Consider the following 16,559-nt stretch of genomic DNA (forward strand, 5'->3'; position numbering starts at 1 on the left):
TGTTACCATTTTGTCCAATTACGGGAGGGGATAAACCTTTATTATTTTATTTTACTAAGCCATCGCACTATATGATGAGATAGATGACCACTCTGGCAGGTTTCGTTTAACAACAGCAACCACAACCGTCATATCATCATTAATATCACCTGTATTCGAACGTATTACTTCCTCGAGTAACAATTCTGCTACAGATTGTGGATCATCCGTTTCAAATTCACTTATTTTACGTTTCATCCACATTTCGTAATTTTCAACATGTTTAGGACCTTCAAAAATACCATCACTCATCATAATTAATAAGTCTCCAGCTTTTAACTGCTCACTTACGACTTCTACATCAAATTCATCAATGATCCCAATTGGTAAATTACTACCTTCAATTTTAATAACTTGCTTGCCTCGTTTAACAAAGCTTGGCGATGAACCAATTTTTAAGAATTTTGCTGAAGCATCGTGTAAATCGACCATTGCTAAATCTAGTGTAGCAAAGACCTCTTCAGTAGTACGTAATGATAGAATCGAATTAATCGATTTAATAGCGACTGTTTCTTCAATACCTGAATTTAATATTTTTTGAAGTAGTTTTAGTGTTTCATTACTTTCAATATGAGCTCGCTCACCATTTCCCATTCCATCACTAATCGCAATAGCGTGCTTTCCTGCTCCAACATCCATTATTTTAAATGCATCACCCGAAATAAAGCCTCCACCTTTAGCTGCAGTCGCAACCCCGGTTTCAATAACAAATGCCTTATCTGATCCAAATGTAACTAAGTAATTACCTCCATTTGGTATTGTCGCTGACTCTTCTTTTAATACGACAATCGTCTCTTTTAAAATATCTGATAGAATCGGCGCAATTAATTTTTGGCATTCACCATACTCGTTTTCAAACGGAATTAATATATCTATATCAATATTACCTTGCTCTAAGTTATAAATTTCTACTTGGCTAACGTCAATTCCAAAGTTTAATAAAGCTTGTAGGATTTGGTCCTCCTGTAATTGATGGTTTTCTTTTTCACGTTGAATCTCTTTTGCAAAATCAACCATTACTTTTGAAACCCCGCGCAATTGCTCAGCTACTAATCTTCTACTTTCTTGAACTTGTTTTTTAAGTCTTTGATTTGCACGGAAGTAGAAAACCTCTTGCTTCATTAAATCAGCCATTTTTGAAGAACGTTGGCAATATTTCTCCCACTCTCTCATAAATTGGCCATTCTTAATGAGCTGATCCTTTTCAACTAAATGCATCATATTTTCCATGTATTGATATGTTCGGTCACCATTGTTTGACCAGCAATGGTCCTTTTTCATACAACTATTACAGCACTTATTTGAAATACTACAAATAAACAATTCTTCATCAGTTAGTTCGTCCTCAATATGTGCAAACTGGCTAGGCTGTGAAAAACTTGCAGATAATGCTTCAAACACGTTTGAAAATTGAGTAATCCGATTAGCTGTCAAATCTCTTATTTTACGCAAGTATTGTTGTTGATCTGTAGAATGTTCTTCTGTTCCTGGTACTAGTTTAGCTAATTGCTTAAGTAGGAAAGATGGTGTTATTAAGAATAAGACAATCGCAATTACTGATTCAATGATTGAAAAGATAATATCTGATTGTTTCTCAGCATAAAAGCTAATGAGGCATGTCCCAATTAATAGGCCAGCTGCCGCACCTAATCTTTTTCCCTCTTTAAGGAGGCCACCAAGTAATCCAGAGAATGCTAATAAGCTCATTTGATATAGACTCGAAACACTCGCTAAACTTAGTATAAGGCCCGTTACAACCCCTACTGTACAACCGACCGTTCCTCCGGCTACAAAGGCAAATAGTAAGACAATGTATCTAGTAACAATATGCTGAATAGATAAATCTTGAATATACCAATCAGTTGTCCCCGTCACAACTGAAGCTAAAAGAATAACTAAACATACGATTTCTTCAACACCTAAAAGCTGTTTTCTTTTAGGAATTGCGAGTAGAGGTACACTCTGGAAAAAGATCATCGTTAAAATAAAACTTAACCCCGCTTCAACTGATGCCATCAAAACATCATACATCAGAACTTCCTGTTGAAAAGCATAAGTGATTAATAGATGACTAATAAATACTGATAAAAAAACTTGAAAAGGAACTAAACCTATATAATGTCGTTTAACTCTAGCGAAGAAAATATTAAGGATAAAAAATAGGATAATTGTGGCAAACGCATAACTAACCGTTTCAATCGACACAGTTAATGAACCGATCATAAGAGCAACAAAAGCTATTCCTGTTCGCTCACGTTTCATCATATAAACTGAGGCAAAAAACGGTAGTACAAACGGGAGAATATGTGATAGTATCAACGCTCGTCCTAATAAAAATCCCGTTATAAAGATTAGTAACCCAAAGTCAAAGAATGCTCTCTCTAATTTGGATTTAATTGATTTAGAAGATTGCCGAAATACTGATTGAAATCCATTAGTAGGGACCAAGCTTGCTGAAGAATTAGAAGACCCTCTTTGCAGTTTCGTCATATTTCCACCTCATCCGAATTGGTTTATTGAACATATTTTAACTTGTCCAATTGAAGGAATATGTCAAAATGACAAAGGCAAATAAAAGTTTTCTTCGACGGAAAAAGCTTTTACGTACAACTGTTTTACAAAATATGAGAAAAGCTTGCAGCATAATTTCTCTAATAGGGTAAAAGAAACGCAATTATTAAATTTTATGTCAATCGAAATTCAGAATAAAGAGGGAAAGTATGGAATGAAGAATGGGATAAGAGGCGGGGACGCATGTTGCTGAAAAAGAAAAAAACGCCTAGCCTCTCTTATAGAGACCAAACGTTTTTGTTGTTATATGACCCGTACGGGATTCGAACCCGTGTTACCGCCGTGAAAGGGCGGTGTCTTAACCGCTTGACCAACGGGCCGTTAAAGGGAATGGTAGCGGCGGAGGGAGTCGAACCCACGACCTCACGGGTATGAACCGTACGCTCTAGCCAGCTGAGCTACACCGCCATTATCTTTAAACGACAAGATTTATATTATCATGGTACCAATTAACCGTCAACAGTTTTTTAAAATCTTATTTTATTATTTTTTCCATACAAAAACGCACCCATTAAAGAGTGCGTGTTCTATATACCTATTTATGTCGTGACAAGGTAGGAAATTAGCCTCGACGAGCTCCACGGCCACCACGTTTAGATTCTGTGTTGCGTTTTAATGAAGCTAGACGGTCTTCACTGTCTTTTAAAAATTTACTCATTTTTTGATCAAATGTTTCTTTAACCGGACGTTGATCCGAACGGTTTTGATTTTTGCCACGGTTTCCACCACCGCCGCCTCCATATGAAGGTCTGCTTTGACGAGGTCTTTGCTCACGCTCTCCCTCTTTTACTGGTGGACGTTCTTTCGCTTTTTTGATTGAAAGACCGATTTTACCGTCTTTTTCAACATTGATTACTTTTACTTCTACTTCATCGCCAACTTTTAAATGTTCGTTAATATCTTTAACATAGTTGTCAGCTACTTCACTAATGTGAACAAGTCCAGTTACTCCTTCTGGTAACTCTACAAAAGCACCAAAATTTGTAATCCCTGTAACTTTCCCACTAACTTTGCTGCCTACCTCAATTGACATAAAAAAAATGCTCCTCCTTAAAAATGTTTAACTGGATTTACTATATTATATAAAATTATAAAAACAAGTGTCAATGAAACGATAATTACTTGATATTAGGAAAAATTATTTCTCCCTTTTTAGAAAAAAATAAGTTTTTTCTAGCTAACTCAATAATATATTGATCATCGTTCAATTGGTCGATCATGCGCTTCGAATCCTCTACCGTACTCTTAGTTTTCTTTAAATCAACCTTTGCTAGTTTTAATTGCTTTACTTTAGATGAATACACATGTTGTTGTGTTACATAATGAGATTGTAATAAAAAGAATAGGGGTACAGTTAAAAAGCAGAATAATGAAATTCGCACTAAAAACTTTTTAAAACTCCTTCTCCTAGGCTTAACACCATGTTCCTCTACTAAAGTAATATTTTGTTTATCTTGAACTTGTCTAGTTAAATCCAATTTTCTCGCATGTTCCACCTATTTCTTCCTCCTATCTAAAAGGTCCTTTACTTTTTTAATAGTAGTAAGGAAGATATTCTTGAATTTTCCGAAAACTCCTTTAAATTGTATTAAATAGTTTTTGACTCGTTTTGGCACAAAAAACCAACATACTCTGCCGAAAAACAAAAGAATTGATAGTACAACGTTGTAAACTAAACGGATTAGTCGAATAAGGAGTCCATAAATAAACAAAAGAATGATGATTATTACCTGAATAATCCACTTTATAGGTTTTACAATGAATATTACGATCAACTTTACTATAATGCGATAAATGCTAATAACTAGCTGAATAACAAATTCTAATATTTTTTTATAAATAGTTCGAAAAAGACTTTGATATGCCGCATAACCACATAGTAAAGCTAATAGTAAATAAAACCTAAGTGCACCTTCATTAACTAAGTATAATACATAAAAAACTAGAAGAGCTTGAAAAATCCAAAATAATATATCAGTTGCAAATACAATTAATCGATTACGAGTACCTCGATATAAAAAACGATGGTATGTATCTAGTGCCATACCAAGATAAGCACCCATACCGACCATCGCTATCATTGAGTAGAACTGAACGTTTAAGCTCATTTAAATAGCTTGCTAAAGATTCCTTTAGCTTTCCCCGAGTTGTATTCGTCAATATAACAAAGTTCATTAATCTTTCCCTTGATTGCTACATGACCTTTTTCTACATCGAGGTTTTTCATTTGTAAATTATGACCTTTAATATGCAAAAAGCCTAAAGCCGTTTCTAATAGGAACTCTTCACTATCAAAGCTCTCAACCTGCTTTACTCCAGTAATCTCAAGATATCTTCTACTTTTTAACGATAAATCCTGCTCGATTATTTGGCTTGTATTTTTCGCATTTAACTCATACGGATTATTCATACTAGTCCCTCCATTTACATAAACTGTACCTCTTGTAAATCGATTCCTAATACAGTGTTATTTGTAAAAGTATATGAGGGGACAACTTTTTTAGAACAAGCTATCTGACAGTTTTTCCTCGCTTATGATTGTATACATTGCATCTGCTTCTTCTTTTCGAACGGTCTCTTTAAGTAAATTAATTTTTGCTGTAACAATTTTTTGTCCGAATCGAATTTTTAATTCGTCATTTACTTTGACTTCTGTAGATGCTTTTGCAACTGTTCCATTGATCGTTATTCTTCCTTGATCAGCTACTTCTTTGGCAAGTGTACGACGCTTAATAATTCTCGATACTTTTAAAAATTTATCAAGTCTCATAATTTATTCTCCTCAATTCTCATTCAATTAGACATTATTCGTATTTTTTAGCTTCATTCCATATCTCATCCATTTCTTCAAGAGATACATCAGAAAATGTCTTATTTATTTCACGAAGTCTTGATTCAATATATTGAAAACGTTTCGTAAATTTCATATTTGTTTTTAAAATCGCTTCTTCAGGGTTTACATCAATAAAACGTGCTAAATTAACAATACTAAATAACAGATCACCAAGTTCCGCTTCAACTTTAGACTGATCATTCAATTTGATGGCATCAAGAACTTCAGTTAACTCTTCGTTAACCTTATCTACCACTGGCGGTAATTCCTTCCAATCAAATCCTACTTTCGCAGCCTTACTTTGAAGTTTCTCTGCTTTTAATATTCCTGAAAGATCCTTTGGTATGCCTGAAAGTACAGATTCAACGACATGTCCTTTTTCAGCTTGTTTTAATTCTTGCCAATTTTTTAATACGTCTTCTTCATCATTCACATGAACTGTTGAAAATACATGCGGGTGACGATAGATTAGTTTGCTTACTAATCCTTGAATTACATCTTGGATTGAGAAGTAACCCTCATCTTCTCCAATTTGAGCGTGCAACATGACTTGAAGTAATATATCTCCAAGTTCTTCAATAATATGGTCGTCATCTTCTTCATCGATTGCTTCAAGTAGCTCATAAGCCTCTTCTAGTAAGTACTTCTTTAATGATTCATGTGTTTGCTTTTGATCCCAAGGACATCCATTGGGGCCTCTTAAAGTAGCAATGACAGAACGAAGTGTTTCAAATTGATGATACAGATCCTCTTCATTTTTAACTGGAGGTACATAAACACTAGTCAAATTATTAATTGATGTATCGCGATCTAACTCAAACAATGGTACTCTTCTTATTTGCTCATTTGAACTACCCGCTGCCGTAACTATTACGACTTCATAATCATCAGGAAGCTGCTCCATTAGCTTTAATTTCGCATGTGAGGCAGTCATTTGATCATAAACCTGGCAGATGATCAAATGCTGTCTAAACGTAATCGACTCCGCCTCTAAATCCGTTGCATCAACAAACTGGAAGCCTTCGATTGGATCAATCTTCAAACTAGTAAACATCGCATCTAAGAAGCTTTGTCCACCTTTGATGTCTAGCTGGATATTTCCTTTATCTGCAAGTTCTATTAATAGCTGAACAGTTTTTTCCGCTACAAGAGGATGGCCTGGTACAGCATATGTAATTGCACCTTCTTCAGAAGCTTTCACCAGTAGTTGAACAATTTCTTCATATACCTCTTCAAAACGATCATGTTTTTCATAAATTCCATCGAATGATTGGAACGTTAATCCTTCTTTTTCTAATTCACTTATAACAGGGTGGTCTTTTGTACGTAAATATAGATTCTCAGTTTTTTGTAACTCTTTATAGATACCAAATGGAAGCTGATTAAGGTCACCTGCTCCTAAACCTAAAACTGTAATCTTGTTCATTTTGATCCTCCTGTTCTTTTAAGAAAGCCATTTCTGTAATTTTTCACTTTTAACGATTGAGCTTAGCTCTTCTACTGTAAATAACTTAATTTTTATTAATACAATCGCGAATACGATTGCACCTACAACCGCTGAAGATAATGCCTCAACTAACATTCTTAAACGAAGTGGGTTTATAAACATTGCATATTTTTCAAAAACATATTCATAACCATATACACAACCATACATAATGGCTACAGATACTAGTAATTTCACAATAAACTTAAAGCCAAAAAATGTTACTTTTGACAATTTATATATATAAGCTAAGTTCAAAATCGTAACAATGATTAAAGCAGATACCGTTGAATAAGCTGCTCCTTTCGATCCGATTTGCTCCATTAAAATAACATTTCCAATAAATTTAACACATCCTCCAGCAATTACATTTAAAGCCGGAATTAAGCTTTTACCTAATCCTTGTGCGATTGAAGATGTCGTAATCGATACCCCAGCAAAGAAGATCGATATACATAAAACAGTTAGGACATCCGTTCCTAAATCATTTCGATAAAGCATTATATTGGTCGGATGGATAATTGAAATTAAACCAATTGTGGCTGCTGCTCCCGCTACAATGCTTACTCTAATGGCACCTGATATTCGATTATTAATAGAATGATGTTCTTTACGAACTAATTCACTAGATAAGTACGGAATTAGGGCCAGTGAAAACGATGAAGCAATGACAGAGCCTAATTGAATTAGCGGAAATCCACGGTCATAAATACCCTTTACTAGCTTAGCACCTTCAACATGATATCCATATTGTACTAATAACGGATAAAAAGAGAGGGAATCGATAAACTGAATAAATACAAGTACTAAACTACTTAAGCTTAGTAAGATACCTTGATACAAAATTGTTTTTAATTCTAAGCGATAGGTTTTAAGTAAACCAAATGATGGTATGGTCAAACCAGAGCCACGAAAAGAAACCCAATAAAAGAAGTACAGTATCGCTGCTATACTACCAAGTATCGAACCCGAAACAGCCCCTGCACCTACAATATAAAGATTGTCGGTCGTTTGCATTAAATAAAGTGACAGCACTAAAATCGTAATAACTCGAATTAATTGCTCAATCACCTGACTGACTGAAGTAGGTCCCATATCCCCTAAACCTTGATAATATCCTCGAAATGCTGAAGTGATTGGAACAAATAAAAAGCCAACACTAACAACACGAATTAACATCGCTAGATGATCATCACGCATAAACTTCGCTATACTATTACTTCCTATGTATAAAGTAAAGAAACACAATATACCAATGACTAACAACATCATAAATGTTGCATAAACCAAATCTTTGGCCCCTTTATCATCTTTTTTAGCCAATCTTTCAGCCACATAAGAAGATAAAACTAAAGGAAAGCCATATGTAGAAAATGCTAAAGCAATTGCGTAGACTGGATATACCTGTTGGTAAATATAATAACCTAAATCACCGGCAATATTTTGATAAGGAATTTTATAAAACGCACTTAGTACTTTTGATAATAACGATGCTATTGTTATGAACAAAGCCCCTTGTAGGGCTGCTTTTTGCTTAGCTTTTTGCAAAAGGATAACAACTCCTTTGTTAGACGGTTCACCCTTTAATGTATTACATTATTAGGGCTTATGTAAAGAGTTGCCAAAAGAAAAAACCTCTCTTTTCCAATTTTAGCAAGTAATGGTTTTCTTTAAATATAAATCCGGTAGTTTATATCAAAGGGAAAAAACAAAGACCAGTTAAGGTATTATCCCTTTACTGGCCCATGTTTACTTCGTATTTAATTATTGCTCCATTTGTCTAGCTAAGAAGTTAGTAGCGGTATCGATTGCTTTCTTTTCAACTTCAGAAATTGTTTTATCTTTTGAAAAGATTACAACAGCTCCAATTGGATCTCCACTAGCGATGATTGCTCCTACTGCATAGGATTGATATTTTTCAATTACACTTTCGATAAATGAAGCTTCCCCAGGCTCGCTAACTACTTTTGAGTTACGCTCCACCATAGTTTTTTCGATAATATCACCAATGTTTTTATTTAAGTATTCTTTTTTGGAAGCCCCTGCAACTGCTACAACTGAATCTCGGTCACTTATAATGACAGTATGTCCAAGTGTGTCGTAAAGTGCATCAGCGTATTCCTTCGCAAAATCACTTAATTCACTAATTGGTGAATATTTCTTTAAAATGACTTCTCCATCTCGGTCCACAAATATTTCTAATGGATCACCTTCACGAATCCGTAAAGTTCTCCTAATTTCTTTTGGTATTACTACTCGACCTAAATCGTCAATTCGACGAACAATACCTGTTGCTTTCATACTTGTAAAGCGCCTCCTCACTTACTTGCATGTCTACGTTGATGAAAGATACCCGAGTGACAATGAGGTAAGGTCACCCTTAATTAATGATAGTATCCTACACAACGAAAGTTCTATACAAAATAAGTGAGATTTTTTAACACCTTTACTAAAAATATAGTACTGTAAGCACTTTTTGGTAACTTTTAATTGCTTTATCGCCTATAAAACAACCATTCGCATTACTTCCCTAAGCATTTACACTCTCTTTTTTCACGTTCTTTAATCCATTAATTAAACCTTCTAGCGTAGTAAGCCAGTCAGCTGGTTTTTTTCCTTTTACGTCTAGCGTTACTTTTAATTTCGATCCATCCATGCCTAAACCAATGCCTCTACCGAATGAATTACATAGTTGGAATAGCTTGCCACCATCAATATTAGCACTTGCCTTCTCAGAGAAATAAACACTTACTTCTGATTTAACTTGTTTAATCAGTTCAATCTGCTCTGCAATAGCTAAAAGTTTAATATGAGCAACCTGACATAGGTAACCTACTTCTAACGGGAAATCGCCAAAACGATCCATTAATTCATCTTGCAAATCATTTAACTCTTCAAATGTTTCAACACGTCTAAATTGCTTGTACATCTCAATTTTTTGCTTACTATCTTGAATATACGTATCAGGTAAATAAGCATCTACTTCAATGTCAATTTCAATTGAAATGATATCCTCTTTCTTAACTCCCCTACGCTGTTCGATTGCATCTTTTAACATTTGAGAATATAAATCGAAACCAACTGAATCAATAAATCCATGTTGTTGTGCTCCAAGTAGATTTCCTGCACCTCGTATTGACAAGTCACGCATGGCGATTTTGAAACCTGAACCTAGTTCTGTAAATTCTTTAATCGCTTGTAGGCGCTTCTCGGCAACCTCAGTCAATACTTTATCCTGTTTATATGTGAAGTAAGCATATGCCACTCTATTCGAACGTCCTACACGCCCTCTTAATTGATAAAGTGTTGATAGACCCATTCGATCTGCATCATATACAATCAAGGTATTAACATTTGGAATATCCACGCCTGTTTCGATAATCGTCGTACTTACTAATACGTCATATTGGCCATCTAAAAAGGCATACATAACTGACTCTAGTTCCCCTTCATTCAATCGACCATGTGCTACAGCTACTTTTGCATCTGGTACAAGCATCGAAATCTGTTCAGCCATACGTTCAATATCTTCTACTCGATTATATAAGAAATATATTTGTCCATCTCGAGCAAGCTCTCTTTCAATCGCTTCTCTTACTAATGCAGCATTATATTCAACAACATATGTTTGAACTGGAAAACGATTTTCTGGTGGCGTTTCAATAACTGATAAATCTCTTACTCCTAACATCGACATATGCAATGTACGAGGGATTGGAGTTGCAGTTAACGTTAAAACATCTATATTTGCTTTTAGTTGTTTTATTTTTTCTTTATGAGATACACCAAATCTTTGCTCTTCATCAATAACTAAAAGTCCTAAATCTTTATATAGAATATCCTTCGATAATAGGCGATGTGTTCCAACTACTATATCGACAGAGCCCTCTTTTAAGCCTTTCATCGTTTCAAGCTGCTGTTTGCGAGAGCGGAAACGATTTAACAAACCGATATTAATTGGATGATCTTGGAACCTTTCTCTTAATGTTTCGAAATGCTGCTGTGCCAAAATTGTAGTAGGAACTAAAATAGCAACTTGCTTACCTTCAACAATTGCTTTAAAAGCTGCTCGAATAGCTACTTCAGTTTTTCCGTATCCTACGTCACCACAAAGCAGTCGATCCATTGGACGTTCTCTTTCCATATCCTTTTTAATTTCATGAATTGATCTAAGTTGATCGTCAGTTTCCTGATAAGGAAATGAAGATTCAAATTCTTGTTGTTCGAGTCCATCAGGTGAAAAAGCATAACCTTTTGATGCTTCGCGTTCTGCATAAAGCTTAATTAAATCATCAGCTATATCCTGAACGGAGCCTTCAACCTTCTTCTTAACCTTTTTCCAATCAGTACCACCAAGTTTATAAATCTTTGGCTCTTTACCTTCAGATCCAACATACTTTTGTACTTGATCAATTTGTTCAATCGGTACGAATAATTTGTCGTCGCCATGATATCGAATATGTAAATAATCTTTATGAATACCATTAATCTCTAATGTTTCAATTCCCAAAAACTTACCAATACCATGATTTACATGAACAACATAATCTCCAACTTTTAATTCTGAGTAATTTTTTATTCGTTCTGCATTTGATAATTTTGTATTGATTCTTTTTTTCTTCTTAGCTTTTTTCGTGAATAACTCTCGCTCTGTTATTAGAACAAATTTTTCTAAAGGAAGTTCGAATCCAGAACGAAGATCACCTTTCATGATGTATACTTCACCATTTTTTATTTGCTCTAAAGAAGAGACAATTTTACCTTCAATTTGGTAATCTTCTAATATATTTTCAATTTTATTTGTTCTTTCGTCACTTTCGCCGAGCATAACGATTGTATAGTTATTTTTCTTCCATCGATCTAATTCATTTTTCAACAGATTCATTTGTCCATGAAACTCTTGCATCGATTTACATTGAATCGAAACTACTTGTTCAGGATGCGTATGAGGTACTCTTCTAGGGAAAAGACTCGTATGAATTTGTTGGCGCCTTCTCGAATGTAGTAATTCAAAAAAGTCATGTGAAAAACTTACTCCATGTAACGCATTTCCTTCAGCTAGTAAAGACGTATACCACTCTGCTTCATCCTTTTTAAGCTGCTCTACAATTTCATGAACCCTCGAAATCTCATCAATAACAACAACAGTTTCCTTAGGAACATAATCTAGTAAACTAAATTGGTTTTCATAGATTAGACCAAAGTATTTGTATATTTGATCAATCAATTGCCCTTGCTTTAGTTGTTCAAGATCATAGGTTACCTTTTCAACCAATAACTCTTTTACTTGTTGATCACTTATTTTTGATAGAGTTGTTTTAAAAGCTTGTTCAATTCGTTGAACTCCTAATTGTAAATCAGTCTTGGAAATAATCCTTTCCGTTGCTGGACCAATATGGACAGTCTCATATTTTGTAATAGATCTTTGAGAATCAGGAGAAAAAGAACGGATTGAGTCGATTTCTGTGTCAAAAAGTTCAATTCGAATAGGATCTTCATACGTTAGCGGATAAATATCAAGAATTCCTCCGCGTACACTAAACTCACCTTTACTTTCAACCATCCCAACACGTTCATAGCCCATTTGAACAAACTTTGATATCAAATTAGATAAGTCGATTTCTTCACCAATTTCAAAACTGATCTGATAGTTAGACCATAATTCTGGAGATGGCAAATAGCCAATTAATCCCGATACAGGTGTAACTACTACCGACGGTTTTTTTGACATCAAACTGTTTAACGCGATTAGTCTTTGCGATCTAAGCTCTGGACTTGATACTGCAATCTCTGAAGCAATCAATTCATTTGCAGGATATAAAAATACTTTATCTTCCCCAATAACTGATTTTAGGTCTTCTGATACTTTTTGAGCTTGGAGAAGATTATTTGTCACGATTAACTGGGTTTGTCCAGTTTCTTTAAAAACAGCTCCAGCAAGCAACGTTTTCGCAGATCCAGTTAAGTTTGTAACCAATTGTTCTCTTAGTCCATTTTTTAGGCCATTTATTATTTTCTTAATATCTTTATACTGGTTAAATTGTTCAATTAAACCAATCACGAAGTCAATCTCCCCTAACAGTCAATCTAAGTAACAATAATCTTAGTTGAAGTTTATATTTATAGTTTTTTTGAAATTTGCTCCATTTTAAGTGACATTTGTAGAGATAAACACACTTCATCTTAACAGAGTCTAGAAAAAAACAGAAAAACGCCTCAGTTATAAACCAAAGGCAATTTAATTTATGAAATTCTTATATTCATGATAATGTGGAAACTCAGATAGAGTCATTTCGCAATCCTCGCACACAATATAAATTACTTGATTAGGAGATTGAATAAAATTTACAAAATCGCTTAATTCTTCATCGAAAGAATGACAATACGAAGATGAAACTTGTAACAACTGTTGTTTTTCAATACTACCCATTTGTTTACTACAATACCGACACTGACAATCTAATAATTCCATTACTTCCTCCATACTACATAAAATTCATATATACAGTATGGATTGTACTAACTATACTTATTCAATGTGAAAGCTTAAATTCCTGTTTTTTATTTTTTATTATATTGATTCATTACATCCACGAAAGAATGCTTTAAAAAATATTCACATGCATCTGCAGCTCTTTTTACACCATCAACTACTTCAGCAATTTCTTCTTCAAAAAAGTTTGATAATACATGATTTACGACACTCATCCCATTTGATGGACGATCTACACCAATTCGAACACGTTGGAATTCTTGTGTTCCTAAATGCTGAATTAATGACTTTATGCCATTATGCCCCCCAGCACTTCCTTTTGTACGAAGACGTAGCTTTCCGGTTGGAATATCCATTTCATCATAAAGAACGACAAGATCTTCTATATCAATATTAAAATAATCCATAAATGGTCTTACACATTCACCTGACAAGTTCATATATGTTAAAGGTTTTAACAAGAAAACTTTTTCTCCGTTCACAATTCCTGAAGCATAAATACCATTAAATTTTTGTTGGGTTAAAGAAAAACCCCATCGGTGAGCTAATTCATCGATCGCAATGAACCCGATATTATGTCGCGTTCTTTCATACTCTCTACCTGGGTTGCCTAATCCTACAAACAACTTCATTTTATTATCCTCCATTCTAATTCACTTGGTTATATTACGAAAAGACGTAACCACTTCTGGTTACGTCCTCTTATAAGTTTCAAAGCAAAGATGTAATTTTTATATTAATCAAATAAAGTACTTACTGATTGCTCTTCATAAACACGGATAATCGCTTCACCTAATAGGCCAGCAACTGATAATTCAACAAGTTTATCAGTCTTTTTATCTTCAGTAAGACAAATTGAATTTGTTACAACTAGTTCTTTAATACAAGAGTTTTCGATACGATCAATTGCCGGTCCAGACAATACAGGGTGTGTACAACATGCATATACTTCTTTTGCACCATGCTCTACTAATGCATTAGCAGCAAGTGTAATTGTACCCGCTGTATCAATAATATCATCAATTAAGATAGCCGTTTTACCATCAATATTACCGATGATGTTCATAACTTCAGCAACATTTGGTTTTGGACGACGTTTATCAATGATAGCAATCGGAGCTTTTAGACGATCTGCCATTTTACGAGCTCTTGTTACTCCACCGTGGTCAGGAGAAACAATTACGATATCTTCAAGCTGTTTTTTTCTAAAGTAATCTGAAAGGATAGGTACACCTAATAAGTGATCAATCGGAATATCAAAGAATCCTTGAATTTGTGGAGCATGTAAATCAAGTGTAATCACTCGAGTTGATCCCGCAGTTTCAAGTAGATCTGCAACTAACTTTGATGTAATCGGCTCACGTGAACGAGCTTTTCGATCTTGACGAGCGTAACCGTAGTAAGGAATTACAATGTTAATTGTTTTTGCTGATGCACGTTTTAATGCATCAATCATAATTAATAATTCCATAATACTTTCATTTACAGGGAAACTTGTTGACTGAATGATAAATACATCACAACCACGGATACTTTCCTCAATGTTAATTTGCACTTCTCCATCGCTAAAACGAGAAACCGAACATTTACCAAGCTCTACACCAATGTGTTTTGCAATTTCTTCAGCTAATTTAGGATTCGAGTTTAGAGTAAATACTTTTAAATGCTTGTCTGGATAATGATTAGGCATGTTTCGTGTACCCTCCGCTTTTTTTCTTTTCTTTTTATCTATAATTAATTTTTATAGTAACCCTCTTTGTTCACTTGTCTTGCTCTTGCAATTGCTAGTGAATCTTCTGGAACTTCATCAGTAATCGTTGAACCAGCTGCAATGTATGAACCTTTTTTCACAGTTACAGGTGCAATTAAATTTGAATTACAACCAACAAAGACATTATCCTCAATTGTTGTTTTAAACTTATTTTTACCGTCATAGTTCACAGTGATTGAGCCACAGCCAAGATTAACACCTTGACCAATTTCCGCGTCACCAATATAGCTTAAATGAGATGCTTTACTTCCGTTGCCAAAAGTAACTTTCTTAGTTTCAACAAAGTTTCCAATTCGAACTTCATCACCTAATGTTGACGCCGGACGAATGTGAGCAAATGGTCCAACTGTAGTTGAATGACCGATTTTACTTTCATGTACAACTGATTGTTTAATAGCTGTATCATTACCAATTTCACTATCGATAATTTCAGTATTTGGGCCAATTGTACTACCCGTTCCAATTATACTATTTCCATAGATCATTGTACCAGGGTAAATAATTGTATCCGAACCAATTTTTGCATCTGCAGAGATATATGTGCTAGCAGAATCAATAATTGTTACACCGTTCAGCATATGCTTTTTGTTTATATTTTTGCGCATGATTGATTCTGCAATAGATAATGCATATCGATCATTTACACCTAATGTTTCATCGAAATTTGCTGTTTTATATGCAGCTACTATTTCGCCTTTTGTTTTTAGTATCTCAATAACATCTGGTAAGTAGTACTCACCTTGAGCGTTATTATTGTTTACTTCATTTAAGGCTTCAAATAATGCTTTATTATCAAAGCAATATGTACCTGTATTGATTTCTTGAACTGTTAGCTCTTCTGGACTTGCATCCTTATGCTCAACAATTTTTATAACAGATCCATTTTCGCCCCTAATTATTCTACCATAACCAGTTGAATCCTCAAGATGGGCTGTTAAAATTGTAGCTTTTGCCTGTAATCTTTCATGCTCATCGAATAATGCTTGAATTGTCTCTGGTGAAATTAATGGTGTGTCACCACAGATTACCAAAGTAGTTCCTTCTTTATCGTTTAACATTGGCGCTGCTTGAATAACAGCATGTGCAGTACCTAATTGCTCAGCTTGTAGAGCATATTCGCTATGATCACCTATTTGTGTTTTAACTAATTCTGCTCCGTGACCTACAACAGTTACAATATTTTGTACACCAACTGACATTACGTGGTCTACAACATGTTGAACCATAGGCTTCCCACAAACAGGGTGAAGTACTTTATATAATTTTGATTTCATTCTAGTACCTTTTCCTGCAGCTAGAACAATCGCATATTTATTTGACATAGTCATCCTCCATCAATCTAAATACCTATACCTGGTAGCTCAAA

14 protein-coding genes and 2 tRNA genes are annotated in these 16,559 nt (G+C 34.5%); all 16 read right to left on the reverse strand.

Going from position 1 to position 16,559, the window contains the following annotated elements; genetic code table 11:
- Positions 1-54 precede the first annotated feature (54 nt).
- Positions 55-2,529 carry a stage II sporulation protein E gene (gene spoIIE / locus COI44_RS20785; protein ID WP_098429627.1) on the reverse strand — a complete coding sequence of 825 codons (2,475 nt, stop codon included), beginning with the start codon at positions 2,527-2,529 and terminating at the stop codon, positions 55-57.
- Between the two features lie 329 nt (positions 2,530-2,858).
- A tRNA-Glu gene (locus tag COI44_RS20790) sits at positions 2,859-2,930 on the reverse strand.
- 11 nt (positions 2,931-2,941) lie between these two features.
- Positions 2,942-3,018: transfer RNA gene (locus COI44_RS20795), tRNA-Met, on the reverse strand.
- A gap of 154 nt (positions 3,019-3,172) precedes the next feature.
- Positions 3,173-3,643, reverse strand: coding sequence for a S1 domain-containing RNA-binding protein (locus COI44_RS20800; RefSeq protein WP_056474447.1), 471 nt, complete (start codon positions 3,641-3,643; stop codon positions 3,173-3,175).
- Between the two features lie 85 nt (positions 3,644-3,728).
- A complete protein-coding gene (locus COI44_RS20805; RefSeq protein ID WP_098429628.1) occupies positions 3,729-4,106 on the reverse strand; it encodes an FtsB family cell division protein in 378 nt (125 codons plus the stop codon).
- A complete protein-coding gene (yabQ, locus tag COI44_RS20810; RefSeq protein WP_098429629.1) occupies positions 4,107-4,718 on the reverse strand; it encodes a spore cortex biosynthesis protein YabQ in 612 nt (203 codons plus the stop codon).
- Positions 4,715-5,020, reverse strand: a complete 306-nt coding sequence (gene yabP / locus COI44_RS20815) for a sporulation protein YabP (protein ID WP_056474457.1) — start codon at positions 5,018-5,020, stop codon at positions 4,715-4,717. The genes yabQ and yabP overlap by 4 nt, the downstream gene beginning before the upstream one ends.
- 90 nt (positions 5,021-5,110) lie before the next feature.
- Positions 5,111-5,380 carry an RNA-binding S4 domain-containing protein gene (locus tag COI44_RS20820; protein WP_056474461.1) on the reverse strand — a complete coding sequence of 90 codons (270 nt, stop codon included), beginning with the start codon at positions 5,378-5,380 and terminating at the stop codon, positions 5,111-5,113.
- Between the two features lie 34 nt (positions 5,381-5,414).
- Complete coding sequence (gene yabN / locus COI44_RS20825) at positions 5,415-6,869, reverse strand: bifunctional methyltransferase/pyrophosphohydrolase YabN (RefSeq protein WP_098429630.1); 1,455 nt, start codon at positions 6,867-6,869, stop codon at positions 5,415-5,417.
- Positions 6,870-6,887: 18 nt separating this feature from the next.
- On the reverse strand, positions 6,888-8,477 hold the full coding sequence (locus COI44_RS20830) for a putative polysaccharide biosynthesis protein (RefSeq protein ID WP_098429631.1): 1,590 nt from the start codon (positions 8,475-8,477) through the stop codon (positions 6,888-6,890).
- Between the two features lie 216 nt (positions 8,478-8,693).
- Complete coding sequence (gene spoVT, locus COI44_RS20835) at positions 8,694-9,230, reverse strand: stage V sporulation protein T (protein ID WP_098429632.1); 537 nt, start codon at positions 9,228-9,230, stop codon at positions 8,694-8,696.
- A 229-nt stretch (positions 9,231-9,459) separates the two neighbouring features.
- Positions 9,460-12,990 (reverse strand): transcription-repair coupling factor, encoded by a 3,531-nt coding sequence (gene mfd, locus COI44_RS20840; RefSeq protein ID WP_098429633.1) that lies wholly within the window; start codon positions 12,988-12,990, stop codon positions 9,460-9,462.
- A 177-nt stretch (positions 12,991-13,167) separates the two neighbouring features.
- On the reverse strand, positions 13,168-13,401 hold the full coding sequence (locus tag COI44_RS20845) for an anti-sigma-F factor Fin (RefSeq protein WP_056474476.1): 234 nt from the start codon (positions 13,399-13,401) through the stop codon (positions 13,168-13,170).
- An 89-nt stretch (positions 13,402-13,490) separates the two neighbouring features.
- The gene (gene pth / locus COI44_RS20850; protein WP_098429634.1) at positions 13,491-14,054 is read right to left on the reverse strand and encodes an aminoacyl-tRNA hydrolase; all 564 of its coding nucleotides are present in this window, start codon (positions 14,052-14,054) and stop codon (positions 13,491-13,493) included.
- 104 nt (positions 14,055-14,158) lie between these two features.
- Entirely contained in the window at positions 14,159-15,112 is a 954-nt protein-coding gene (locus COI44_RS20855) for a ribose-phosphate diphosphokinase (protein ID WP_098429635.1), read from the reverse strand.
- 44 nt (positions 15,113-15,156) lie between these two features.
- Positions 15,157-16,515 (reverse strand): bifunctional UDP-N-acetylglucosamine diphosphorylase/glucosamine-1-phosphate N-acetyltransferase GlmU, encoded by a 1,359-nt coding sequence (gene glmU / locus COI44_RS20860; protein WP_098429636.1) that lies wholly within the window; start codon positions 16,513-16,515, stop codon positions 15,157-15,159.
- Positions 16,516-16,559: the final 44 nt, after the last annotated feature.

This window comes from Bacillus sp. AFS088145, from assembly GCF_002564465.1.
Taxonomy (GTDB): Bacteria; Bacillota; Bacilli; order Bacillales; family Bacillaceae_G; genus Gottfriedia.

Bases quoted from the DNA above. Each gene is read 5' to 3' on its own strand.
- COI44_RS20855 (WP_098429635.1), bottom strand. From the start codon at position 15,112: ATGCCTAATCATTATCCAGACAAGCATTTAAAAGTATTTACTCTAAAC.
- yabN (WP_098429630.1), bottom strand. From the start codon at position 6,869: ATGAACAAGATTACAGTTTTAGGTTTAGGAGCAGGTGACCTTAATCAG.
- yabP (WP_056474457.1), bottom strand. From the start codon at position 5,020: ATGAATAATCCGTATGAGTTAAATGCGAAAAATACAAGCCAAATAATC.
- pth (WP_098429634.1), bottom strand. From the start codon at position 14,054: ATGAAGTTGTTTGTAGGATTAGGCAACCCAGGTAGAGAGTATGAAAGA.
- yabQ (WP_098429629.1), bottom strand. From the start codon at position 4,718: ATGAGCTTAAACGTTCAGTTCTACTCAATGATAGCGATGGTCGGTATG.
- spoIIE (WP_098429627.1), bottom strand. From the start codon at position 2,529: ATGACGAAACTGCAAAGAGGGTCTTCTAATTCTTCAGCAAGCTTGGTC.
- COI44_RS20800 (WP_056474447.1), bottom strand. From the start codon at position 3,643: ATGTCAATTGAGGTAGGCAGCAAAGTTAGTGGGAAAGTTACAGGGATT.
- COI44_RS20820 (WP_056474461.1), bottom strand. From the start codon at position 5,380: ATGAGACTTGATAAATTTTTAAAAGTATCGAGAATTATTAAGCGTCGT.
- COI44_RS20845 (WP_056474476.1), bottom strand. From the start codon at position 13,401: ATGGAATTATTAGATTGTCAGTGTCGGTATTGTAGTAAACAAATGGGT.
- spoVT (WP_098429632.1), bottom strand. From the start codon at position 9,230: ATGAAAGCAACAGGTATTGTTCGTCGAATTGACGATTTAGGTCGAGTA.
- glmU (WP_098429636.1), bottom strand. From the start codon at position 16,515: ATGTCAAATAAATATGCGATTGTTCTAGCTGCAGGAAAAGGTACTAGA.